The organism is Solwaraspora sp. WMMA2059, assembly GCF_027497315.1.
Lineage (GTDB): Bacteria > Actinomycetota > Actinomycetes > Mycobacteriales > Micromonosporaceae > Micromonospora_E.
On sequence record NZ_CP114908.1, the window covers coordinates 2,839,342 to 2,863,213 of the forward strand.

Genomic DNA, 23,872 nt, shown 5'->3' on the forward strand with positions numbered 1-23,872 from the left:
GGCTGACCGGCGCGGCTGGTCAGCGGCGGGCGGCCAGCACGGCGAGAATCTCCCGGCGCACCTCGGCGGTGTCGTGCACCAGCCGCCGGTGGCTGAACCGCACCACCTGGATGCCCAGCGTGGCCAGCCAGGCGTCCCGGCGCAGGTCCACCTCCCGCTGACCGGGCGCGCCGTGCCCGCTCGCGCCGTCAAGCTCGAACGCGACCCGTTGCGCCTCGGCGTACACGTCGAGGTAGCAGGTACGTCGCCCGTCGCTGACCCGCACCTGCCGGCGCAGCGGCGGCATCCCGGCACCGGTGAACACGTGGTCGTGGCCCCAGATCTCCAACGGGCTGTGGCAGCCGGCCGCCAGCTTGCCCAGCAGGTCCCGCAGCTGCGCCCGGCCGGGCAGCTTCGGTGCGCCGGCCAGCGCCGCGCCGATGCGCGCCGGGGTGCTGTGCCGCCCCGCCACCGCCTGGATCACCGGGCCGCGCCGCTCCCCGGCAGGTAGCAGCGGCCACGAGTCGACCAGGGCCCGGTCCAGCCGGGTCACCGGCACCCCGTGGCGCGTCAGCGTGTCCGGCGCGTCGAGGCTGAACCCGCGTACGTGGTGCACCACCAGCCCGGGGTGGTTGCTCAGCCGTACCGTCGCCGGCACCGTCAGGTGCACCGGCTCGCCAGCGGCCGGCTGCCACAGCCCCCACAGGTGCAGCGCGGTCAGGTGGCTCAACGCGCCCCGCCCGTCCGCGTAGCCGAGTGCCGCCCGCCGGGCGCGCGCCGGGTCGAGCCCGCCCAGCCCGGCGGCCGGGAACCGGCCGTGGTCGCCTGTGCCGGTCGCGTCAACGGTGCCGGTGGCGTTGTTGGTGCCGAGCAGCGTGGTGTCGGCGTACACGCCGGGCAGTATCCGGCGCACCCGCCCTTCGCGGCGGGCCACGTCGATCGCCCAGGACGGCACCACTTCGGCGGCGTCGCGCCGGCAGAGCACGCCATGGTTGCGGTCGAGCAGAGTACGCAGCTGCGGGTCCATGCCGCCGAGGGTGCCCGCCCAGCCGCGCTGGCGTGGCCGTCACCAGCGTGGTCTGTGGACAACCGGGGCGGCTGTGGACGGGGTTGCCCTGATCGGATGCTGGTGATCTGACGAGGTGTCGGCGTGGCGAGTCGACCAGGCGAAGTGGATCACAAGACCAGCAGGAGAGCGGGCAGGAGGACAGCGAGAGTCAGGCCGCTACGCTGCGGTGGGCGTTGGCCACCCAGGCGTCGGGCAGCGGGATCCACTCGTTCTCGCTGACCCGCACCACCTCGCCGTCGAGTTTCGGCAGCGCCTGCGGATCCTCGGCCGGGCAGAGCAGCCACAGGGTGCCAGCACCGGAGCGGGCCGCCTCCGCGAGCATGTCCAGCCGGGGCATCGACCGCCAGCGGGCCAACGGTGCCGCGTCATGCAGCAGCAACGGCCCGGCAGACCAGCCGGACGCAGCGGACGAGCCGGAGACAGCGGGTGAGCCGGAGTCAGCGGGTGAGCCGGAGTCAGCGGGTGAGCCGAAGTCAGCCGACGCGGTCGTCGCACCCAGCTCGGCCAGCAGTTCGGGCAGGGCCCGCTGCCACGCCTCGTCGACATACTCGCCGAGTTTGAGCGCCGCCCGCGAACCCGGCTCGGCCAGGTCCGCGCCGAGCACCGTCGCCCAGGTCGGCTTCGGCCGCGAGTCGACCAGGGCCCGCAGGTGCCGCAGGAACCGGTCGGCCACACTCACCGGCCGGGCACCGAAACGGCGGACCAGCTCGTCGGCGGCGGCCGGGTAGCGGCTCAACCGCACCGTCAACGCCCGGAAACCGTCACCAGGGGCGGACAGCCGCTCCTCGGCGCGCAGCGCCGCCGCCAACTCCGGCGAGTCGGCCAGCCAGGACGTCGTCGGAGTCGACGCCGACGACCGACGCCGGATGATCGACATCGACGACGATAGTGGACGGGGTGGAGCCACCCACACGTCACCGACCATCCGCAGATCGAAGCCGGCCTGGGCGAGCAGTTTGTCCAGTTGCGCCGGTGGCGGCAGTGGGGCCAGCTCCGGGAACCGGCCGCGTACCCGGGCGGCGATCTGCTCGGCGGTCAGCGTCGCCTGCCGGTGCACCGCACCGGGGACACCTGACGTCGCGCCCGACCCGTCAGTCGACGGCGTGGACGGTGCGGTCCTCGACGCGGTCGGCTGGCCAGGGCCGGCCGCCGGCAGCACACCGGCCTGGGACAGCCGCAACGCCCGCACCGGCGACAGATCCTTCGGGTAGATCTCCAGCCGGGCGTTGGCCGCCGCCCGCTGGGCGGCAGCGGCGGCCAGGGTCACCCGGCGGCGTTCGTCGACCACCTCGGCCGCGCCGCCCGGGGCGCTCACCCCGGCGAGGGTACGCAGCACCGTCGCCGGGCTGGGCAGCACCTCACTGTCGGCGAGCCGGTCAGCGGCCCGACCGAGCGCGTCGGCGTAGTCCAGCAGCGCCGGCGCGGTCGGCGTGTCCGGCTGGTCGTCGTCACCGGCTTCCAACGCCACCAGCAACCGGTCCGCCACCGGCTCCCGTACGGTGGACTGCGGGCCTGCGGCGGTGCCGCCGTCGCCGGCCGACCCGGAGTGGGTGTCGCTGTGCCGGCGCAGCAGCAGCCGCTGATCCTCCTCCAACGCGTCGATCTCGATCGCCGCCCGCACCGCCGCCCGGGCCACCGCCATCCGCACCTGCTCGCCGGTGCGCACCGAACCGCGGCTGGCCAGCAACGCGGCCGCCAACTCGTCGACCGACATCACCCGGCCGCTGTCGGCCAGCAACCCGATCACCTGGGTACGCAGACTGCGTACCACCGGTAGGCCGCGCCACCGGCGGCGCTGCTTGCCGAGGATCTGCGCGATCCGGCCTGGAGTGACCGACACCGCCTTGGCGACCAGCGGCTGCCGGGGCCACGGCGGCAGGTCCGGCAGCACGCCACGGGCGTCGGGCAGGGCCAGCAGCAGCCGGGTGGCCTGCGCCTCGGTCGGGTTACGGGTGTTCGGCGCGGGCACCAGCAGCGCGGCGACCGCGTCGAGGCCGACCCGCAGCAGCTCCACGTCGCCGTCGGCGCCAGCGGCGACCGGGGTCGCTTCGGCGGAGGCGGCGCGGCGTTCCGCCTGGCTGGCCGCCAGCGGCTCCCGTTCACCGAGCCGGGCCCGCCACTCCTTCACCCGGCGCTGCAGCTCCTGGCGGGTACGGGCACCGAGCCCGCGCAGGTGTGCCAGCCGGGGCGCCACCGTGAGCAGGTCACCGACAGTGTTGGCGTCCAACCGGTGGGCGGCGGAGATCGCCCGGGGAGTCAGCCCGGCGGACTCCAACGCCGTCGCCCGGGTCGCCCGGGTCGCCGCCTCGTCGCGGGCCGCTGCGGCGGCGTCGGCGTCGATCTCGTCGTCGACCGGCTCCGGATGGTCGGTGCCGGCCGGGGCGCTCGCGTCAGATTGGCGGAACAGCCGCTGCCAGGCGTCGCGCATGTCCTTGAGCGAGCCGAACCGGCGACGCGCGTCGCGGTGCAGCGCCTCCTCGAAGAAGGCGATCAGGCCGTCACGGATCGCCGGGTCGAACGCCTCGGCGGCCAGCAGCGGCGGGCCGTCGGTCAACTGCGGCTCGGTGGCCCCGTCACCCCACACCGGCAGCTCACCGGAGGCCATCTCGTGCAGCGTGACCGCCAGGGCGTACCACTCGGCCGACCGGTCGAACACCGGCCGCTCGGCGGTGCCGAGGAACGGGTCGAGGTAGCGCGGCGTACCGGCGGTGATCTCCTTGACCGACACGGCGGCCAACGAGAAGTCGAACAGCACCAGCTGACGGGTCCGGTTGGTACGGATCCGGATGGCGATGTTGTCCGGCTTGATGTCGCGGTGGTAGACGCCCTCGCCTTCGAGGTAGTCCAGCGCGCCGAACAGGTAGTCGCTGTAGTTTTCCAGCTCGTCGACGGTGAGCCGGCCCTCGTCGCGCAGCTGCCGGGCCAGGGTCCGCTCACCGGCGTGTTCGAGCACGATCAGCGTACGGTTGCCGATCCGCAGCGGATCGGGTCGGGCCAGCCGGATCACCCGGGAGTCGGTCAGCGGCCCGAGCACCTCGGCTTCGCGGGCCAGTCGGGCTGCCTTCTCGTCGGAGAGGCCGACCTTGAGCACCTCGTCGCGGCCGGTCCGATCGTTGTGGGCCAGGAAGGCCCGGCAGGTCGACCCGGTGCCGAGCCGTTTGGTGATCGTCCACTCGCCGACCGTGTCGCCCGGCCGCGCCTCCAGCGGATCGATCTGGACCCGCTCCTGGCCTGACACCGGCCCCGGCTCCGGCGCGGTGGCGCTCGCGGGATCCGTGGCGGTGCCGGTCGTCGGGTCCGTGGTGTCCGCTGGTGCCGTCGTCGAGGTGACCGCTGGCGGCGACGGTGGGGCGGTCAGCTCGTCCTCGACCACCTCCAGCATCTCCACGAACTCGGCGACCGTGGTCAGCCGCTGGGTCGGCACCGGTGCGGTCGCCGCCTGGATCAGCTCGTCGGCGAACTGCGAGGCCGTGTCGGTCACCGCCGACGCCCGCAGCCCGTTCTCCTTGGCGAGCCGGGCGAGCAGTTCGGTGCGTTTGCCGGCCGGCGGCTGCCCGGTGAGGATCAGGTACGCCACCGCGCCGAGCCCGAAGACGTCCATCGCCACCGGGTCCGGCGCCGGGGAGCTCAACTCGGGGGCGAGGTACGCCTCAGCGGAGCGTTCCAGATGGTCGGCGGCGTGGCTGGAGGCGAGGATCGGCTCGTCGGAGCCGGTGCCGACGGTGGCGCTGCCCGCGCCGTCGGCGGCCCGGGTCGCCGCCTGCCAGTCGCTGACCAGCAACTGCGGGTAGAGCCAGCCTTCCTCATCGTTGCCGCGCCGCCGCCGGCCCGGTGCCGGGGTGACGAAGATGCTGCGCGCCGACAACGCCCGGTGGTGCAGGTGCCGGCCGTGGGCGTACGCCAGGGTCTCGGCCAGTTGCCGGATCATCGTGACCCGACTGGCTGGTTCGAGCCGGTCGCCGTACTGCGCGAGGTAGTGGTCCAGCCGCAGCCAGCGCGGGTCGTGGCGGAACACCAGCGCCGGGCCGGCCTCGTGCGGCTCCATCGCGTCGACCTGGACGATGTTGGGGTGGCTGATGCCGTGCAGCACCCGCATCTCCCGGCGGGCGGCCCGCTCGATGCTGGCCCGCTGGGCCTGCACCGCGTTGCGTTCCACCAGGTAGATCCGCACCCGGCGGCGCTCCCGGGGCAGGTCCCGGTGGGTGGCGTGGTGGTCCTGCCAGGTGGGCCCGACGTCGAACGGGCGGGGCTGCAGCTCCCAGGAGCCGATCTGCAGGTGCCGGCGGCTGCGGGCGATGCCGACCTTCTCCAGCAGGCCCGGCAGGGCGCGGGACAGCTCCGGGGTGACCCGGTGGCGTTCATCGGTGGGTGGACGTAGTAGCAGGCCGGTGCCGATCGGCGGCAGGTCGCCGCCGTCGCGGCCGGCAGATTCACGGTCGGCGGGCGACTGTGGGCCGTACACGTTGTGCCGGTGGTGGTCGGACAGGGCCACCTTCAGGCCGGGTTTACTGAGGAAGACCGCCGCCTGGATGAACGGCACCCGGATCCGGTTGCGCCCGCCGCCGCTGGCCGCCGCAGCCGCCTGCAGGAGTGATTTGAGGCGTTTCGCCTTGGCGTCGGCCAGGTGCAGCGGGTTGTCGAGGGTGTGCACACCGCCACCGGACTGCTGCTGGATCCAGTTGGACCCGCTGGAGATCAGCCGACCGGTGAAGCTCTTGATCTCGATCAGGTGCAGCCCGCCGGGCGTGGCGACCAGCAGGTCGACCTCGTACGGATGCCCGGTGTCGGCGGTGAAGGTGAAGTTGGACCAGGCCCGGAACGGCTCGGTGTCGGGCAGCAGCCCTTGCAGGTGGGCCAGCGCCTCGCGCTCGTGTGCGAACTGCGACGGCGTGATCGACGTCCACCGGCCCTCCTGCATGCCTGCGATCCTATGGGCCGGGGCAACCTGGGTCGGCGGGCCGTCCCACGCGGGCCGGGTTGGCCGTGATCGGATGCGGGTGATCTGACAGGGTGTCGGCGTGTCGAGTCGACCAGGCGAAGTGGATCAACGCGCTGGGGGCGGCTAGGGACGGCGCGGGCCCTGGTGGCCGTGACCCGGGTCCGGGTCACGGCCACCAGGGCCCTTCGCGGTGTGCGTGACGTCAGTCGGCGGCGGCCAGCCGGTAGGCGTGGACCACCGTCTGGGTGAACGTGTTGCCCCGGCGGTCCTCGGCACCGAACCGCAGCGACACGTACCCGTCGCTGTCCGGGTGCTGCACCGTGGCCACCCAGTTGCGGCCGTCAGCGCGGACCGGGGCCGGCAGCCAGGTGGTGCCGTCGTCGTAGGAGACCTCGACCGACAGTGCGTCCAGGTTGACGGTGACGCCGGTCTGCCGGCGGACCGTCACCGGGATGTCGACCTGCTCGCCGGCCGGGGCGGTGCCGGCGTCGTCGACCGGCGGCGCGGGGCGGGCCACCATCACCGGCAGCCTGCGCCACTCGTCACCGCCTGCCCGCCCGGACTGGAACGTCCAGGCCAGGCTCACCTCTGTGGCCAGGTCACCCACGTCGCGGGTGGCCGCGGTCTCCAGTCGGTAGTCGGACTGACCGGGCGGGACTAGGAAGTAGCCGAACCCACCGACCTCCCACTCGTCGACGAGTTCGCCGTCGCGGTAGAGGGCGGTACGTGCGGTGACGGTCTGCGAGTCGCCGGCGTGCCCGGCGGCGTCACCGAACAGCGGGACCTCCGCCACGATCTCGTCGCCGATCCGGCCGACCCAGCCGCGCGGTACGGTCGTCGCCGGCATTGCCGGGCCGAACGGTGGCAGGTTCCAGGTGTCGGTGTGCCGGGCACCGGCGGTGTACGCGCGGGCCGGGTCGAACAGGAACGACACCGGTGTCAGCCAGCCGTCCTCACCGGGGTCGGAGAAGTACAGGTCGGAGAACCAGTTCACCTGGTCGGTGCTGAACCATTCGACCCGTTCACCGGGGACGGGCACGACAGTGACCTCGCTGAGCGCGCCCAGCGCCGGGTCGTCGAACTCGGCGACGAGCAGCCGGTCGGAGACGTCACCGGTCGGGGTGCCCCGGAAGTCCTGCCGGACCCGGGCCAGGTCGTCGGTGGCGTAGTCACGCTGGTACCCGGTCGGCAGCCGGCCGTCGAAGACCTCGCTCAGCGCGTAGGCGAACGGGCTGTTGGCGTACCCGCCGTCGGGGTCCGGCTTGAACCACTGGTGGGAGATGGATGAGCTGAACCCAGGTGCCCGGTCGTCACCGCCGAGCTGCTTCGTCGACACCCCGTCGAATCCGGGGTACGCGGCACCGATGCCGGTCGGACCGTCGACGGTGTCGAAGCCGGCCGTCACGTCGACGATCGCGGCCCGGGCGGCCGGTTGCGGCACGGTGGCCCGCACCGGTGCCGCCTGCCGGGCGTCCAGGGTGACAGTGGTCTCCCCGGTGACGGTCAGTCGCGGCTGGGCGAGGATGGCGCTGCTGGTGGCCTGGCCCTCCTCGTCGAATTCGTCGATCGTGGCGAACAGGCCGTACTCGCCCCTGGGCAGCCGGGTGACGACGGTGCCGTCCTCGTCGTAGGGGAAGTCGAAGTGCGACGTGTCCAGGCCGGCCAGCACGGTCCAGTACGACTCCGACGGTCCGCCGTCCGGGTCGATGTGCGACACGGTCACGTCGTAGCTCTCGACCTCGCGGTGCACCCCGACGGGGGTGACGACCCGGGTCTGCCCGGCGGTGGCGACCAGGTGTCCACTGTAGTAGCCGTCGACCGCGTCGGCGCTGGTGTCGGCGGTGGCGTCGACGCTGGCCGTACCGCCGGCAGGCACCTCGACCCGCGCGGCGCTGGTGGCGAACATGCCGGCCGGCACTGACGCGCCCGCCGGTCCGGTGATCTCCCAGGCCAGGTCGAGGGTGACCGGCTCGGTGCCGGTGTTGCGGTAGGTCACGGTCCGGCTGACCGGCTCGTCGTCCTGGTGCGGCCAGAGGGCGCGGCCGTAGGAGATGCTGGCCGGCGTGGCGGTCACCGTCTGGGTGACGGCGCGGGCGACGTCGACCAGGCCGGCGCCCTGCTGGTACGCGCCGGTGCCGGGGTGTGGCGCGGCGGACCCCATCAGGGTGGACTTGAACTGCTGCGCGGTCCACTGGTGCTGTTGTTGGGCGAGCAGCGCGACGGCACCGGTGATGTGCGGCGCCGACATCGAGGTGCCCGGCGCGGAAACATAGTGCTCGTCGATCGGGACGTCGAGGGTGGTGCCCTCGGCGCGGGCGGCGACGATGTCGACACCGGGTGCGGTGATGTCGGGTTTGACAGCGTCGTCGCCGACCCGCGGGCCACGGCTGGAGAAGTCGGCCAGCGAGCCGTCGCGGTCGACCGCGCCGACGGTCAGTGCCGCGTCGGCGCTGCCGGGTGACCCGACGGTACGGTCGGCGCCGGCGTTGCCGGCGGAGATGACGAACAGGGTGCCGGTCTGCTCGGTGAGGGTGTTGACCGCCTCCTCGAGGGGGTCGATCTCGGGTCCGTCGCCGCCGCCGATGCTGATGTTGACCACCGGGACCTGTTTGTCCACGGCGAACCAGTGCATCGCGTCGATCATCGCCGAGTCGTCGCACCAGGCCGCCGGACAGACCTTCGCGGAGATGATCTTCGCGTCCGGGGCGACGCCCCGGTACCTGCCGCCGGACGCGGCGCCGCTGCCGGCGATGATCGAAGCGACATGGGTGCCGTGGCCGGTGGTGTCGCCGTCCTCCGGCGCGTCGGTGAAGTTGCGCGTCTCGATGACGACGTCGGCCAGGTCGGGGTGTCCGGTGTCGACGCCGCTGTCCATGACGCCGACGGTGACGCCGGCGCCGGTGAATCCGGCCCGGTGGGCGGCGGGTGCACCGATCTGTGCGACGCTGCGGTCCAGCAGCATCTGCCGTTTTCCGTCCAGCCAGATCCGCTCGATACCGGTGTCGGTGCCACGGGCGGCCGGGCCGGCGGACACCGTGGTCCACAGATCGGCGATGGTGGACTTGTCGGCGGTCACCGCCGCGCCGTCGATCGCCGGCAGGTCGCGCTGCACGTCGAGGCCGTCAACGGCGAGCACGGCGGCGCCACGGGCGGCGACGTCGCCCCGCGCGGCGGTGACGATCAGCGGCAGGGTGTCCCGCGCGGCGTCGTGGTAGCCCCACTCGATCAACTTGGTGACGTTGAACAGTCGGCGGTCCAGCGTGCCGCGTTGAACCAGCTCGGCGGCGTCGCGTGGGACGACGTGCAGCTCCCCGTCGATCCGGTAGGTGCGGAACTGCATGCCGTCGCGACCCTCGCCCGGGCGCAGTGCAGCGGCGCCGGAACCGGTGACGGTGACCTGGTCGCCGGTGAGCAGGGTGACCGTGGCGCGCTGACCGGCCGGCGCCTGTCCGGCAGAGGTCCGACTGGCGCTGTCTCCGTCCGTCGGCGTGGCCCGGCCAGGTTGCCCCGGCCCGATCACGAGTACGGCGGCCAGTCCGGCCGCCACGAGTCTTCTCGAACGTGTCACCAATACCTCCCCATTGGACGTCTGTCAGGACGTCGGGCAGATGCGAAACGTCAGCGTTACACACCCGACGCTCAGGACAACAGGCCTGAAGATGGCTTTCTGGGTCAATCCCGGGCAATCGGCTCATTGTGCAACGGATCCGCGGTCACCCGGTCTGCCCGGCGACCAGTTCCGGTGCGATCTGCGTTCCGGCACGACCTGCGCTCCGGCACGGACCCCGCCACAGCCGCTGGGGCCGACGTCAGCGACAACGAAACCTGGTTCTCGCAGGTCCGGCCGGGCTTGCGCGGGGTCACCGGAAGCGACGATGATCGGCGGACCAGATCCGGCCCGGCAAGTGACGGGCGGGTTCGACAGCCCACGTCCTGATTTGAGATCATCGATTCTCGTGGAGACCGCTCAAGATCGCCCGTCCGCCCCCCGGCCCCCGCTGTGGCGGTTCCTGCGGCACGAATGGACCTTGGCCGTGCTCGGCGGACTGCTCCTCGCGGTGGTGCTGACCTGGCCCACCCTGCGACATCCCGCCAGCACCATCCCCGGCGACATCGCCGACCCCACCCTGCAGGCCTGGCAGGTGGCCTGGGGCGGGCACGCGCTGTCGACCGACCCGACCGGGCTCTGGCACTCCAACACGTTCTTCCCCGAGCGTTACACCTACGCGTACAGCGACACACTCCTCGGCTACGCACCGGCCGGGATGATCGGCTCCGGCTTCGAAGCCGCGCTGATCCGCTACAACATCCTGTACGTGCTGCTGTACGCGTTGGCGTTCATCGGCGCGTACGCCCTGATCCGACAGCTCGGCGCGGGCCGGATGGGCGCGGCGGTGGCCGGGGTCGCGTGGGCCTTCGCCCCCTGGCGGCTGGCCCACTCCGGGCACATGAACATCCTCTCCACTGGTGGGATCGCGCTGTGTCTGGCGATGCTCGCCCGTGGCCACGGCTGGTCGTTGCGGCACGGCTACCGCCCCGAACGGCGCAGACCGGGCTGGGCCCTCGCCGGCTGGCTGGTGGCCGCCTGGCAGATCAGCCTCGGCTTCGGCATCGGACTGCCACTGGTCTACTTCCTGCTCGCCGCCGGGATCGTCGCCGCCGGCGGCTACGGGATCTCCTGGTGGCGACACCGCCGCCGCCCACCGTTCGGCCGGCGGCTACTCGTCGCCGACGCCGTCGGCGGGGTGATCTTCGGCGCGGTCACCCTCGCGATCGCGGCGGCCTACTTCCGCGTCGTCGAGCTCAACCCGCAGGCGGAGCGGAGCCTGGCCTGGACCGAGATGTTCTCCCCGCCGGTGGTCGGCCTGATCACCGCACCCGCCGAGTCCTGGCTGTGGGGAGAACGGCACGCCGGCACCCGGGAGCAGATCTTCTGGCCGCCGGAGATGACGCTGCTGCCCGGGGTGACGCTGATCGCCCTGGCAGCCGCCGGCCTGATCGTCTCGTCGTTGCGGATCCGGCACCGGGTGGCGCTCGCCGCCGGAGTCATCGGCACAGCGCTGCTCGCCCTCGGCGCCACGCTCGGCGGCGACGGCGACCCCGGCTACCTGACGCTGTCCAAGCACCTGCCGGGCTGGGACGCGCTGCGTACCCCGGGACGGATGATGATCTGGACCAGCCTGCTCCTCGCAGTGCTGGCCGCCGGAACCCTCACGGCCGCAGCCGCCGCGCTGCGCCGGGCCACCACCGGATGGTCGCAGTGGTCCCGGCGGGCCGCCGGTGCCGTCCTGGCGATCCCCCTGGCGCTGGTGGTGGTCGAGGGGATGAACCGGACCGCTCACCCGCAGGTGCCCACCCCACCGGCTGCCTGGGACCAGCTCACCGGGCCGGTACTGGTGCTGCCCAGCGACGCCGGCGCGTTCGAGTTGAACGTAATGCTGTGGACCACCGAGGGAGATTTCCCGCAGGTTGCCAACGGCCTGGCCGGTTTCGTCCCGGCCAGCCAGGAGCAGACCCGGGCGGTCACCGCGTTCTTTCCCGACCCGGCGAGCGTCGGATACCTGCGCGACCTGGGGGTGCGTACGGTGCTGGTGATGCCGGACCGGCTGGTCGGGACGCCGTGGGACGGTGTCGCCCAACGTCCGGTCGACGGGCTGGGCATCGCCCGTGAGGAGATCGACGGTGTCCTCGTCTACCGGCTCGACTGAGCGTCCCGGGCCGGCCGGACCACAGGCCGAACCACCCGCGCCGGGCGGTCGGCCGCTGCGGCTGTCGGTCGTGGTGCCCTGCTTCAACGAGGACGCCTCGCTGACCCGGCTGCACACGGCGGTGACCGCCGCGGTGACCGCGCTCGACGACGTCGAGGTCGAGTACGTCTACGTCGACGACGGCAGCACCGACGGCACCTTGGCCGAGTTGCGCCGGCTGGCGGCAGCCGACCCGGCCGTCCGATATCTCGCGCTGAGCCGCAACTTCGGCAAGGAGTCGGCGATGCTCGCCGGGTTGGACCGGGCCAGCGGGGACGCCGTCATCGTGATGGACGCCGACCTGCAACACCCTCCACGCCTGCTGCCCGATATGGTCGCCCTGTACCGGCAGGGGTACGACCAGGTCATCGCGTGCCGCGACCGACGGGGTGACCGGTTCGTCCGTACCGTCGCGTCGCGGACGTTCTACCGGTTGATGAACCGCTGGGTGGACGTGCAACTGCTCGACGGTGCGGGCGACTTCCGGCTGCTGTCCCGCCGGGCGGTCGACGCGCTTCGGGCCATGCCCGAGTACAACAGGTTCTCCAAGGGCCTCTACTCGTGGATCGGGTTCAACACCGTGGTGTTCGCGTACCCGAACGAGGCCCGCGCCGGTGGTGGCAGCCGCTGGAGTTTCCGGTCCCTGTTGAACTACGCGTTCGACGGGCTGCTGTCGTTCAACGACCGGCCGCTGCGGTCGGCGATCTACGCCGGTATGGGGCTCACGTTCATCGCCGTGGCGTATGCGGCCTGGGTGGTCGCGGCCGCGCTGATCCGGGGGATCGACGCCCCCGGCTACACCACGATCATCGTCAGCGTCATCGGTCTCGGCGGTATCCAGATGATGATCCTCGGCGTGATCGGCGAGTACATCGGTCGGATCTACTACGAGACGAAGCGCCGACCCCGTTACCTGGTGATGGAGTCCGACGGGGCCGGTGGTACGCCGCAGGTGCCGACACCTCGGCGGGAGACGACCATCCCCGGCCCGGCGGCCGACGCGGAATGATCCGGCGGGCGGGGTCGTTGTGCATGGTCGCGCCACGCACTCCGGCCCGCAGCCGCCAATCGGCAGTCAGGCTCCGGGCCCGGCCGGGCAGCCCCGGTCGGTGGGCCCGGTCGGGAATCGTCGGCGGGCCGGCGTGGTTGTACATGGTCACGGCGCGCGGCAGCGCACCCGCGCCCCACCCCGGGGCGTGCCGGAGCCGCCCGCGAGCCGACGTCGCACGTCTGAGATCCCGTACCACCCGGATGACCGTTTACCGCGCACCCGCCCGCCCGTGACGGGTGTGCCCCCTCGGCAGACGGAAGGTGGACCCCCCATGACCACGATCATCACCCGTACCCTGCGTACCAGCCTGCGCACCACCGCCCTCGGCATCGCCGGGCTGACCCTGGCCGGCGGCGCGGTCGCCGCCCCCGCCCTGGCCGCCGAGCACGCCCCCACCGCCCTGGCCGCACCCGTGGCCGCCGCGAGCAGCGACAGCGTCGACACCGACAAGCTCACCCCGCACGGCGTGCAGGGCGAGCAGTCCCGCATCAGCCTGTCCGGCGAGCAGACCGACAACGTCAAGGGCATCATCGCCGCCACGAAGAAGGCCGGCATGGACGAGCGGGCCGCCGTGGTCGCCATCGCCACCGCCCTGCAGGAGTCAAAGCTGGAGAACCTGGGCCACCTCGGTGACCGCAACGACCACGACTCGCAGGGCCTGTTCCAGCAGCGCCCGTCGTCGGGCTGGGGCACCGTCGAGCAGATCACCGACGTGGAGTACTCCACCACCGCGTTCCTCACCGGGCTCAAGGCCGTCGACGGCTGGCAGGACATGCCGCTGACCCAGGCCGCCCAGACCGTCCAGGTGTCGGCGTTCCCGTTCCACTACGCCCAGTGGGAGACCCAGGCCGCCGAACTGGTCGCCCAGCACTGGAACAGCTGACCGCAGACACAGCGTCGAAGGGCCGGACCCCGGGTGCGGGGTCCGGCCCTTCGACGTATGCCCAGGCGAGGTCAGCCGGCCGCAGCCGCCGTCCGGTACCGGGCGGCGAGGTCGGTAGCGCCGACGGTGGTGAGCCGGCCGAAGAGCCGCAGCCGGGCCATCCCGCCGTCGGGATGGATGTCCAGCCGGACGTGGCTGACCGGGCGGGGCCGGTCCAGCCGGAAACGGTGCCGGGTGTCCGGTTGCAACGGGGTCAACGGCAGCAGCTCCGGCCAGTCGGTGGAGTCAACGCCGGAGCCGCCGTCGAGGGCCGGACCGGTGCCGGTGAGGTCGGTGCCGATCAGCCGGGCCGCCGCCGGGGCGTTGCCCTTGAAGTGGCTGGTGTCCAGCTCGACGAACTCGACGACGCCGACGGCACAGAGCCGGACCTGGACCCAGTCGTTGCCGTCGTCGCGGCGGCGGGCGGTCTCCCAGCCCTCGCCCATCGTGCGGGCCGGCCCGGGTAGCAGCAGCTGCTGCGGGGATCCGTAGAACCGGTCGCTGCATGCCTCGACCCGGCCACCGTGCTCGACCGCGGCAAGGTCGAGCACCTCGGTCAGCAGATCCGGGTCGGGCACCGGTTCGCCGTACACCCGCAGCCGGGCGACCCCGCCGTCGGGAAAGATCGTCAACCGTACGTGGGTCTGCCGTGCCGGCAGGTCGACCGGGACGATCAGCTGGCTGTCCCCGGCCAGCGCGGTGCGCGGCACCAGTGGGGTCCACCGCGCCGCGGCGAGTTCCTGCGGGCCGGGATAGCCGTCGAGTGAGCAACCGTCCACCGCCGCGTACGGCGGGTAGTTGCCGGTGAAGTGCGCGGTGTCGATCAGCACGGCCCGGACCACGCCCGGGGCACCGAGCCGGACGACGGCGTGGTCCGCGCCGGGCTGGCGGCGGCGGCGGGTCTCCCAACCGTCGTACACCTGGCCCTTCGCCCCGAAGGTGCCGGCGGCGAAGACCGGCGGGTTCGGGTCGACCAGGTTGTCGGCGGCGGCGAAGAACTCGTCGTTGGCGGCGACCACTCCCCCGCCGAGGGCACGGGACGCCAGGTCGGGCAGTCGGGTCGGGTCAGGCAGTCGGGTCGGGTCAGGCCCGTCCGGCGGACCGGGCGGTGGCGTGGATGCGTGGCTACCGGTCAACGGTCCCCTCTCGCGACAGAAGGCGGCCGCGCGGCGCATCCGGGGTGACCGGTGCGCCGCGCAGCCAGGTGGCCCGGACGATGCCGGTCAGGCGTCGTCCGGCGTACGGGGTGATGGGATGCCGTTGCCGCAGCCGGCCGGGATCGACGTGGTAGCTCGGCGCCGGGTCGAAGGCGACCAGGTCAGCGTCGGCGCCGACGACGAGCCGGCCCTTGGCGGGCAGCCCCACCAGGTCGGCCGGGCCCTGGCACATCCACCGGACCACGTCACCGAGACCGAATCCACGCCGACGGGCCTCGGTCCAGACCGCCGGCAGCCCCATCTGCACCGAGGCGATGCCTCCCCAGGCGGCGGCGAAGTCCCCGGTGTCGGGTGCCTTCAGCGCGGGCAGGCAGGGGGAATGGTCGGAGACCACGCACGAGATGGTGCCGTCGGCCAGGGCTGCCCACAGCGCGTCCTGGTTGTCGCGCTGCCGGATTGGCGGACAGCATTTGAACTCGGTGGCGCCGTCCGGGATCTCCTCGGCGGCCAGGGTCAGGTAGTGCGGGCAGGTCTCGGCGCTGACCGGTACCCCGGCCCGGCGGGCAGCGGCCAGCACCGGCACCGCGCCGGCGGCGGACAGGTGCAGGATGTGCAGCCGGGCACCGACCCGACGGGCGACGTCGATGGCGGCGGTGACCGCCTCGATCTCGGCGGCCGGCGGCCGGCTGGCGAGGAAGTCCCGGTAGCGGGTCGAGGAGGCGGCGGCCATGAGCTGGTCGGGTTGTTCGGCGTGCACCACGAACAGGGCGGGTACGGCAGCCAACGCGGCGGCGAGCTGACCGGTGTCCAGTGGGGGGAACTCCGGCACCCCGGAGTCGGCGAGGAACGCCTTGAACCCGAAGACCCCGGCGGCGTACAGGTCGGGCATCACCTGCTGGTTGCCGGGGACCGCGCCGCCCCAAAAGCCGACGTCGACATGGCACTGCCCGGCGGCGGCCCGCCGTTTGACGGCCAGCGCGGCCGGGTCGACGGTCGGCGGAAGGCTGTTCAACGGCATGTCGACGATGGTGGTGACGCCGCCGGAGGCGGCGGCCAGCGTGGCGGTGGCGAACCCTTCCCATTCGGTACGGCCGGGTTCGTTGACGTGCACGTGGGTGTCGACGAGTCCGGGCAGCAGCGCGACGTTGCCGAGGTCGCTGTCGACCGTCGCCGGCACGTGCTCCCGGTAGTCGGCGACGGCGACGATCCGACCGTCCCCGACGGCGATGGCGGCCGGACGCTCGCCGTCGGGGAGCACCGTGCGGCGGGACCGCAGTACCAGATCAACGGGCATGGTCGGTGGGCTCCTCACCGGACGCGGTCGGCAGGTGGGCGGTCGGCCCGGCATCGCGGTCGGCGGCCGGAGCGGCCTCGGCGGAGCCCGGACCGGCCAGGGTGGTCAGTACGGTGCGGTCGAAACCGGCGTCGGCCGGGTCGACGGCGCCGCAGTCCAGCCCGCGCAGCAGGAACCGGGCCAGCGCCCGGGCGGTCGCCGGCTCGTCGAGGATCCCGCCGGACCGGCGGGCGAGGTAGGCGTCGAGCCGCCGGACGGTTTGCTCCCGGCCGGCGCGGTAGAACGCGTAGGTCGCGGCGAACCGGGTCGGCAACTGGTGCGGGTGCAGGTCCCAGCCCTGGTAGAAGCCGCGTTCCAGGGATCTGCGGACCAGGCCGGCGTGGCGCTGCCAGGCGGAGCGCACCGTCTCGGTGTCGCCGACCGGCAGGATGTTGGTGGAGCCGTCGCTGAGCGGTACACCGGTGCCGGCGGCGGCCACCTGCATGACGGCCTTCGCGTGGTCGGAACTTGGATGGTCCATACTCAGGTAATCGGCGGCGATGCCGCAGGCGGTTCCGTAGTCGTAGGTGCCGAAGTGGAGTCCGGCACACCGTCCGGCTGACTCACCGATCAGCCGGGCGACGGTCGCGGTGCCGTCGGGAGCGAGAATCGCCGCCGGAGTCTCGATCTGGATCTCGAACCGCAGCGCCCCGTCCACCAGCCCGTACGCCTGCTCCAGCCGGCCGCAGACGTCGACCATCGCGGCGACCTGGGCCGGGTGGCTCACCTTCGGCAGGGTGACCACGAAGCCGTCGGGCGGCCCAGCGCAGGCGTCCAGAAAAAGGTCGAGGCTGCGGACCGCCCGCCGCCGGGTGGCCGCCTCCAGACACTTGATCCGCACCCCGACGCGCGGTGGGCCCACGCCGGCGGCCCGTGCCTCGGTCAACGCACGTGCCGCGGCCCGCAGGTCGGCGTCCTCGATGGCGTCGTCGCGTACGCCGTACCCGTCCTCGACGTCGATGCGCAGGTCCTCGACCGGCTCGCGGGCCAGTTTGGCGCGTACCCGCCGGTCCAGCTCGACCGGGTACGGTGCCGGCGGATGGGCGTCCAGCGCGGCCAACGCCGCCGCACCCCAGGTCGGCACCAGGTCGGCGGTGACCCGGTCGGCGGGCACGTACACGGTGTGCACCGGCTGGCGCCCGGACGCCTCGCCCGGATAGCGGGCCCGCAGCGCGGCGTCGACGTCGGCGAGCCGGTCGTCCAACGCGGCGTACACCGCCGGATCGAGCCGGGCCATCAGTCGATCAACCGGTACGCCGGCAGGGTCAGGAAGTCGACGTAGTCGGGACCAAGGGCGACCTCCTCGAACAACGCCCGGGCCTGCGGGAACCGGCTCGCCGTCCAGTCCGGTTCGGTCAGCACGGCGCGGATCGCAGCGAGTTCGGCGTCACCGATGGTCCGGACCAGATCGGCGGTCACCAGGGTGCCATCGGGCAGCCGTACCTCGTTGCGGATCCACTGCCAGATCTGGGACCGGGAGATCTCGGCGGTGGCCGCGTCCTCCATCAGGTTGTCGATCGCCACCGCACCGTTGCCGCGCAGCCAGGCCTCCAGGTAGCGCACCGCGACGGCGACGTTCGCGCGCAGCCCGGCCTCGGTGACGGCACCGCCGGTGGCGGCGACGTCCAGCAGCTGCGCGGCGGTGACCGACACGTCCGGGCGCTGCCGGTCGAGCTGGTTGGGCCGGTCGCCGAGGACCTCGTCGAACACCTCGCGGCAGACCGGCACCAGGTCGGGGTGGGCGACCCAGGACCCGTCGAAGCCGTCGGCGGCCTCCCGCCTCTTGTCGGCCCGGACCTGGTCGACGGCGCGGGCGGTGACGTCGGCGTCCCGCCGGTTCGGGATGAACGCCGACATCCCGCCGATCGCCATCGCGCCGCGCCGGTGGCAGGTGGCGACCAGCAGCTCGGTGTAGGCCCGCATGAACGGCGCGGTCATGGTCACCGCCGCCCGGTCCGGCAGCACGAACCGCCCACCGGCGTCGCGGAAGTTCTTGATGAGGCTGAACAGGTAGTCCCACCGGCCGGCGTTGAGCCCGGCGGCGTACGGGCCGAGTGCCCACAGGATCTCGTCCATCTCGAACGCCGCGGTGATCGTCTCGATCAGCACGGTGGCCCGGATGCTCCCGGCCGGCAGGCCGAGCGTCTGCTCGACATGGACGAACACGTCATGCCACAGCGCGGCCTCCTCGTGGCTCTCCGTCTTGGCCAGGTAGAGGTAGGGGCCGCTGCCCCGACGCAGCAGCTCGGCGGCGTTGTGGAACAGGTACAGGCCGGCGTCGACCAGCGCGCCGACGGCCGGCGCGCCGTCGAAGACGAGGTGCCGCTCGTCGAGGTGCCAGCCACGGGGCCGGACCACGATCGTCGGGTACGGCCCGGGGCCGAGCCGGTAGGTCTTCGTCTCGGTCCGCAGCTCGATGGTGCGTCGCACGGCGTCGGCGAGGTTGCGTTGCCCGTCGACCACGTTCGCCCAGTGCGGGGTGTTCGCGTCCTCCAGGTCGGCCAGCCAGACCCGGGCACCGGAGTTCAACGCGTTGACGGTCATCTTGCGGTCGGTGGGCCCGGTGATCTCCACCCGCCGGTCGGCCAGGTCGGGCGGGGGCGGCGGCACCGTCCAGCTGCCGGCCCGCACCTGCGCGGTGTCGGCCCGGAAGTCCAGCCGGCCGGTGCGGGCGATGTCGGCCCGGCGGCGGCTCCGGGCGGCGAGCAGCTCGGTCCGCCGGCCGGCGAACCGACGGTGCAGCCCGCCGAGGAACGCCACCGCGTCGCCGGTCAGCACGTCGCCGGTAGGTGGCAGCGGGTCGACCTGGCTGCGGGGTATCAAAGGTCACTCCTGTTCGACGGGGCCGGGGACATCAGGGCCCGGTGCGCGCGGGCGGCCCGGCGGGCCAGGTCGGCGGCGTCGGCGGTGCGCAGCTCGGCGCGTTCGACGACCGGCCGGCCGCCGACCAGGAGCAGCTCCACCGGTGCGGGTGGGCCGAGCACCAGTGCGGCGACCGGGTCGTCGATGCCGGCGTGGCCGAGCCCGTCGACCCGCCACAGCGCGACGTCGGCGAGCTTGGCCACCTCAAGCGAGCCGATCTCGGCTGCCCGGCCCAGGCAGCGCGCGCCGCCGATGGTGCCCAACGCGAGGGCGTCGCGGGCGGTCAGCGCCGCCGGCCCGCCGCGCAGCCGGGCCGCGTACAGCGACTGGCGCAGCTCCGCGCCGAGGTGGCCGACCTCCTGGCTGGCGGCGCCGTCGACGCCCAGGCCGACCGGTACGCCGGCGGCGAGCAGATCGGTCACCCGGGCGGTGCCGGCGCCGAGCCGGGCGTTCGAGCTGGGACAGTGCGCGACGCCGGTGCCGGTGGCGCCGAGCCGGGCCACCGCCGCGTCGTCGAGGTGGACGCCGTGTGCCAGCCACACGTCGTCGCCGAGCCAGCCGAGCTGTTCGGCGTACTGCACCGGGGTGCAGCCGTGCGTGGTCCGGCAGTACTCCTCCTCCTCGACGGTTTCGGCGAGGTGGGTGTGCAGCCGGACCCCCCGGCGGCGGGCCAGTTCGGCCGACTCGCGCATCAGCCGGGGGGTGACCGAGAACGGCGAGCAGGGGGCCACGGCGACCCGCAGCATCGACTCCGGCGCCGGGTCGTGCCAGCGGTCGATCGCCGCCTCAGTCGCGGCCAGCGCGGCGTCGGTGTCCTCCACGGTGGAGTCCGGGGGCAGCCCACCGGCCGAGCGGCCGAGGTCCATCGAACCCCGGCAGGGATGGAACCGCAGCCCGATCCGGCGCGCGGCGTCGATCTCGGCGGCGAACAGGTCACCGCCGTCGCGGGGGAAGACGTAGTGGTGGTCGGTGCTGGTGGTGCAGCCGGACAGCGCCAGCCAGCCGAGGTTGGCCGCGGCTGCGTCATGCACCGTGTCGGCGTCCATCCGCGACCAGACCGGGTAGAGGGTGGTCAGCCAGCCGAACAGGTTCTGCTGCTGGGCCAGGCCACGGGTGGCCCACTGGTAGAGGTGGTGATGGGTGTTGACCAGGCCGGGGGTGGCCAGGCAGCCGGTGCCGTCGACCCGGCGTACCCGGCGCTGGTCCCCGCCGGTGAGCGTGTCGAGCAGGCCGGCGGGCACGTCGCCGGGGCCGACGGCGGCGATGTGGCCGTCGTCGCCGACGACGAGATGCCCGTCGCGGTGCTCGGTGCCGGCGGCGTCGACCGTGGCGACGGCGGCGCCGGTGACGACGATCACCACTGCCCCAGCTCCGGCGGCGCGTCGTCGCGGGTGACGGTGCCCTCGATCAGCCCGTACGGCCGGTCGGCGGCGACGAACACGCTGTTCGGGTTGTCCAGGCCGAACGGGCTCAGGTCGACCAGCAGGTGGTGCTTGTTCGGCAGGGCCAGCCGCACCTCCACCACGTCGGGCCGGTCGGTCAGCACCCGCTCACCCATCGCGTACAGGGTCTGCTGCAGGGACCGGCTGTAGGTGCCGACGAACGCGTCGACCAGCGCCTGCCGTACGGCCGCGTGGGCGGCGTCGAAGCCGCCGGGCGGCGCGGTGCCGGCGTAGCGCCACCAGGCGTCCACGGCGGTGGCGAGGATCCGGTCGTCGGCCTCCGGCAGGGTGGTGTACGGGTCGACGACGTAGCCCCGGAACTCCGAGTCGGTGGAGTTGAGCAGGACCAGGTCGGACAGGCCGGCGATCACCTCCGCCCGGTCGCCGTCGTAGCGGACCGTGACGGTACGGGTGGAGCCGCCGTCGCGTTCGAACGAGTGCGGCCCCAGCCGTCGCCAGTCGTACTGCTCGATGTCGACGCGGGCCCGGCTGATGCCGGGCTGGCTGTCCACGAAGTGCCGGGCCAGCAGCAGGCCGAACTCCTCGGCGCTGGCGACGCCGTGACGACGGGCGAACGCGTACACCGTGTTCTTCTGCGTGTCGGTCGGCAGCACCTGGCTGTTGTCGCCGGTGAGGTGAGTGGCGGCGAGGTCACCGGCGAGCGCGACGGAGACGTTGAGGTCGCGCAGGGTGTGCCGGTCGCCGTCCCGGTCCACCCGGACCACCCGGGTCTGCGCCTTGCCGTACCGGTTCGGCCCCAGAACGATTCCCATCCGGTCAGCTCCCTCGGTAAGTGGTGTAGCCGTACGGGCTCAGCAGCAGCGGCACGTGATAGTGGCGGGCGGCGTCGCGGACGGTGAACACCACCGGGATCTCGGTGTAGAAGGCATCCACCCCGAGCCGGTCGGCCACGTCGAACACCAGCCGGTAGGTGCCGGCGGCCCAGCCGGCGCCCGGCACCCAGTCACGCAGCCGGCCGTCGGCGTCGGTGTGTCCGGTGGCGACGGTGCGCCAGCCGCCCCCCGGGTCGGCAGCGTCGAGTCGCACGGTGATACCGGTCGCCGGGGTGCCGGTGGTGGTGTCCAGCACGTGGCTGGACAGCGGCGCCGGCCCGGCGAGGTCGTCGACGAGTCGGCGCAGGCGCAGGGCGGCGATGTCGCCGAGCTCGGTGCGGACCACGCCCTGCTCGGTGTCCGGGTCGTGGTGCAGCCGCTGCCGGGCGGCGGCCACCAGTTCCGCGGCGCCACGGCCGTTCGCGAAGATCAGGAAGCGGTACCCGAACCGCTGCTCGTAGGCGTCGTTGACCTCAGCCAGTTCGGTCGCGACGCCGGGGCCGGAAGCGACGGTGCCTGGGCCGGGGCCGGAAGCGACCGTGCCGGAAGCGGCCGTAGCCGCCGCCTGCTCGCGACGGGACCACTGGGCGTCCCGGCCGGTGCCGGTGGGCGGCCGACCGATCCGCGGGTGGACGGCGACCGCGTCGGCCACCTCCGGCCAGGGCAGCGCACCGACCTGCGCCCGCGCGGCGGCGGTCAGCGCCGCCCGGTCGGCGTACGGCCGGCCGGCCGTCACGGCGGCGGCCCAGCCGGGCGCGGCGCAGCAGCTGAGCAGCAGTTCCCGCACGTCATCGGCGGGCAGCGTGTTGAACACGTCGAGTCCGCGGTCCAATCCGGTCCCCTTTCGCTGGGCAGCAGCAGTCAAGCAGTTGCGGCGAGCCGGCCGATAGCGGCGCAGGAACCAAAGACGAAACATCGTCACCGTACGCTTTTTGGAGATTCATCCAATCACCGTGACCGGAGGCGACCCCCGTGCTGCTGGCCGACGTGCTCGACAAGGCCCACCTGAAGCTGGTGCCGCTGACCGGCGACGACGGTCGGGACCGCACCGTCGGCCGGGTCAACGTCATCGACCTGCCCGACCCGGGCCGCTACGTGGCCACCGCAGATCTGGTGCTCACCGGCCTGATGTGGCACCAGGGGCCGGACGACTCCGAGGTCTTCGTCGTGGCGCTGGCCGCCGCCGGGGTGACCGCGCTGGGCGCGGGTGAGGCGCTGCACGGCAGCGTGCCCCGCGACCTGGTCGCCGCCTGTCGCCGGCACCGGCTACCGCTGTTCGAGGTGCCCGCCGACGTGTCGTTTCGCGACATCATCGACGACGTCCATCCGACCCTGTGGGCGCAGCGGGCCAGCTCACTGGCGGCGGTGCTGGGCCGCCAGCGCGGACTGGTCGCCGCGATGGCCGCCGGTGCCCGGCTGACCGATCTGCTGCCGACAGTGGCCGCTGCGGTCGAGACCGACTGCTGGACGTTGACCACCAGCGGCCGGGTGGTAGCCGGCACGGCCGAGCTGGCCGATCCGGTCGCCGAGGCGCTGAGCCGTGCTTTCCTGACCGCGCAGCGGCTGCCCGCGACGGTGACGGTCGACGGCGCGCGGTTCTCCGTGTTCGGGGTTCCCGGCCGAGCCGAGCACCGGCTGGCAGCCTGGTTGGTGGCCTGCCGGGGCGCGCTCGACACACTGCCCGGCACGGTCGACGAACTGACCAGCGTGGTGGCGCTCGAACGGGCGCACCTGGACGAGGCCGCCCGGGTGGAGGCGCGGCTGGCCGGCCAACTGCGAACGGCGCTGCGGGCGCCGGGGGACCTCGCCGGGCTGCGGGCCGCGCTGCTGGCCGCCCGGCTCGACCCGGATGCCACGTTCGTCGCGGTCGCCGCCACGCTGGACGAGATGCGCGCACCGGCGACGCTGACCGTCGCCGTGGTCGACGAGTTCCTCAGCCGGCTGGCACCCGACCGGGCGGTCACCGTCCTCGAACCCGACCTGCCCTGCGGAGCGCTCGCCGTGCTGGCGCTGGCTCCGCAGGCCGCCGGCACCATAGGGTCGGCACTGGTCGCCGCCGCCGACCGGATGGTGCCGGGACTGCGCGGCGGCCGGCTCGTCCTGGGCGTCTCCGCCGCCAGCGTGGGTGCCGCCGGGCTGGGCGGAGCGGTCGAAGAGGCGTTGCACGCGCACCGTTCCGCCACCAGCACCGCGACCGGTCCGGTCAGTGTGGTGGCCGCCGGTGAGTTGGCGTCGCATTCACTGCTGCTGGCCGGGGTGCCGGCCGGCACCCGGCAGGGGTTCCGCAGTCGGCTGCTCGGGCCGGTCGAGGAGTACGACCGGGCGCACCATGCCGACCTGCTGCGTACGCTGTCGGTCTTTCTCGACTGTGACGGATCGTGGAGCCGCTGCGCGCAACGGCTCCACGTCCATGTCAACACGTTGCGGTACCGGATCGGCCGGATCGAGCAGTTGACCGGCCGGGACCTCGGCCGGTTCGAGGACCGGGTGGACTTCTTCCTGGCGTTGCGGCTCACCGCCGACTGAGACCCGTGTGCC

The 23,872-nt window shown here is 73.3% G+C and carries 14 protein-coding genes; 4 read left to right on the plus strand and 10 right to left on the minus strand.

Annotated features, from left to right (window positions below):
• Positions 1 to 19: 19 nt before the first annotated feature.
• From O7553_RS13150 to O7553_RS13160, 3 genes are all read right to left on the minus strand, one after another.
• Positions 20 to 1,006, minus strand: coding sequence for a DUF559 domain-containing protein (locus O7553_RS13150; RefSeq protein WP_281555074.1), 987 nt, complete (start codon positions 1,004 to 1,006; stop codon positions 20 to 22).
• Positions 1,007 to 1,196: 190 nt separating this feature from the next.
• Complete coding sequence (pglW, locus tag O7553_RS13155) at positions 1,197 to 5,966, minus strand: BREX system serine/threonine kinase PglW (protein ID WP_281555075.1); 4,770 nt, start codon at positions 5,964 to 5,966, stop codon at positions 1,197 to 1,199.
• Between the two features lie 223 nt (positions 5,967 to 6,189).
• Positions 6,190 to 9,555: a S8 family serine peptidase gene (locus O7553_RS13160; protein WP_281555076.1), complete on the minus strand. Its 3,366-nt coding sequence runs from the start codon at positions 9,553 to 9,555 to the stop codon at positions 6,190 to 6,192.
• 388 nt (positions 9,556 to 9,943) lie between these two features.
• Between O7553_RS13160 and O7553_RS13165 the strand changes: the two genes are divergently transcribed.
• The 3 genes from O7553_RS13165 (at position 9,944) to O7553_RS13175 (ending at position 13,668) form a co-directional block, all read left to right on the plus strand.
• Entirely contained in the window at positions 9,944 to 11,695 is a 1,752-nt protein-coding gene (locus O7553_RS13165) for a hypothetical protein (RefSeq protein ID WP_281555077.1), read from the plus strand.
• A gap of 55 nt (positions 11,696 to 11,750) precedes the next feature.
• Complete coding sequence (locus tag O7553_RS13170; RefSeq protein WP_348650118.1) at positions 11,751 to 12,743, plus strand: glycosyltransferase family 2 protein; 993 nt, start codon at positions 11,751 to 11,753, stop codon at positions 12,741 to 12,743.
• 337 nt (positions 12,744 to 13,080) lie between these two features.
• Positions 13,081 to 13,668: a hypothetical protein gene (locus tag O7553_RS13175; RefSeq protein ID WP_281555593.1), complete on the plus strand. Its 588-nt coding sequence runs from the start codon at positions 13,081 to 13,083 to the stop codon at positions 13,666 to 13,668.
• Positions 13,669 to 13,739: 71 nt separating this feature from the next.
• On the opposite strand, the gene alc is transcribed toward O7553_RS13175, so the two are convergent.
• The 7 genes from alc to uraH are packed head-to-tail and all read right to left on the minus strand — an operon-like array spanning position 13,740 to position 22,166.
• Positions 13,740 to 14,843 carry an allantoicase gene (gene alc, locus O7553_RS13180; RefSeq protein WP_281555079.1) on the minus strand — a complete coding sequence of 368 codons (1,104 nt, stop codon included), beginning with the start codon at positions 14,841 to 14,843 and terminating at the stop codon, positions 13,740 to 13,742.
• Positions 14,833 to 16,158: an allantoinase AllB gene (allB, locus tag O7553_RS13185; RefSeq protein WP_281555080.1), complete on the minus strand. Its 1,326-nt coding sequence runs from the start codon at positions 16,156 to 16,158 to the stop codon at positions 14,833 to 14,835. Before allB ends, alc begins: the two co-directional genes overlap by 11 nt.
• A complete protein-coding gene (locus tag O7553_RS13190) occupies positions 16,148 to 17,434 on the minus strand; it encodes an aldolase/citrate lyase family protein (RefSeq protein WP_281555081.1) in 1,287 nt (428 codons plus the stop codon). Before O7553_RS13190 ends, allB begins: the two co-directional genes overlap by 11 nt.
• Complete coding sequence (aceB, locus tag O7553_RS13195; RefSeq protein ID WP_281555082.1) at positions 17,434 to 19,020, minus strand: malate synthase A; 1,587 nt, start codon at positions 19,018 to 19,020, stop codon at positions 17,434 to 17,436. The genes O7553_RS13190 and aceB overlap by 1 nt, the downstream gene beginning before the upstream one ends.
• Positions 19,017 to 20,420: an 8-oxoguanine deaminase gene (locus tag O7553_RS13200; RefSeq protein ID WP_281555083.1), complete on the minus strand. Its 1,404-nt coding sequence runs from the start codon at positions 20,418 to 20,420 to the stop codon at positions 19,017 to 19,019. Before O7553_RS13200 ends, aceB begins: the two co-directional genes overlap by 4 nt.
• The gene (pucL, locus tag O7553_RS13205; RefSeq protein WP_281555084.1) at positions 20,414 to 21,274 is read right to left on the minus strand and encodes a factor-independent urate hydroxylase; all 861 of its coding nucleotides are present in this window, start codon (positions 21,272 to 21,274) and stop codon (positions 20,414 to 20,416) included. Before pucL ends, O7553_RS13200 begins: the two co-directional genes overlap by 7 nt.
• 4 nt (positions 21,275 to 21,278) lie before the next feature.
• The gene (gene uraH, locus O7553_RS13210) at positions 21,279 to 22,166 is read right to left on the minus strand and encodes a hydroxyisourate hydrolase (protein ID WP_281555085.1); all 888 of its coding nucleotides are present in this window, start codon (positions 22,164 to 22,166) and stop codon (positions 21,279 to 21,281) included.
• Positions 22,167 to 22,306: 140 nt separating this feature from the next.
• Here uraH and O7553_RS13215 point away from each other — a divergent pair, with 140 nt between their 5' ends.
• Positions 22,307 to 23,860, plus strand: a complete 1,554-nt coding sequence (locus O7553_RS13215; RefSeq protein ID WP_281555086.1) for a PucR family transcriptional regulator — start codon at positions 22,307 to 22,309, stop codon at positions 23,858 to 23,860.
• The last annotated feature ends 12 nt before the right edge of the window (positions 23,861 to 23,872 follow it).

Coding starts and splice junctions, on each gene's coding strand:
- O7553_RS13150 (WP_281555074.1), bottom strand. CDS start 1,006: ATGGACCCGCAGCTGCGTACTCTGCTCGACCGCAACCATGGCGTGCTC.
- pglW (WP_281555075.1), bottom strand. CDS start 5,966: ATGCAGGAGGGCCGGTGGACGTCGATCACGCCGTCGCAGTTCGCACAC.
- pucL (WP_281555084.1), bottom strand. CDS start 21,274: ATGGGAATCGTTCTGGGGCCGAACCGGTACGGCAAGGCGCAGACCCGG.
- allB (WP_281555080.1), bottom strand. CDS start 16,158: ATGCCCGTTGATCTGGTACTGCGGTCCCGCCGCACGGTGCTCCCCGAC.
- O7553_RS13190 (WP_281555081.1), bottom strand. CDS start 17,434: ATGGCCCGGCTCGATCCGGCGGTGTACGCCGCGTTGGACGACCGGCTC.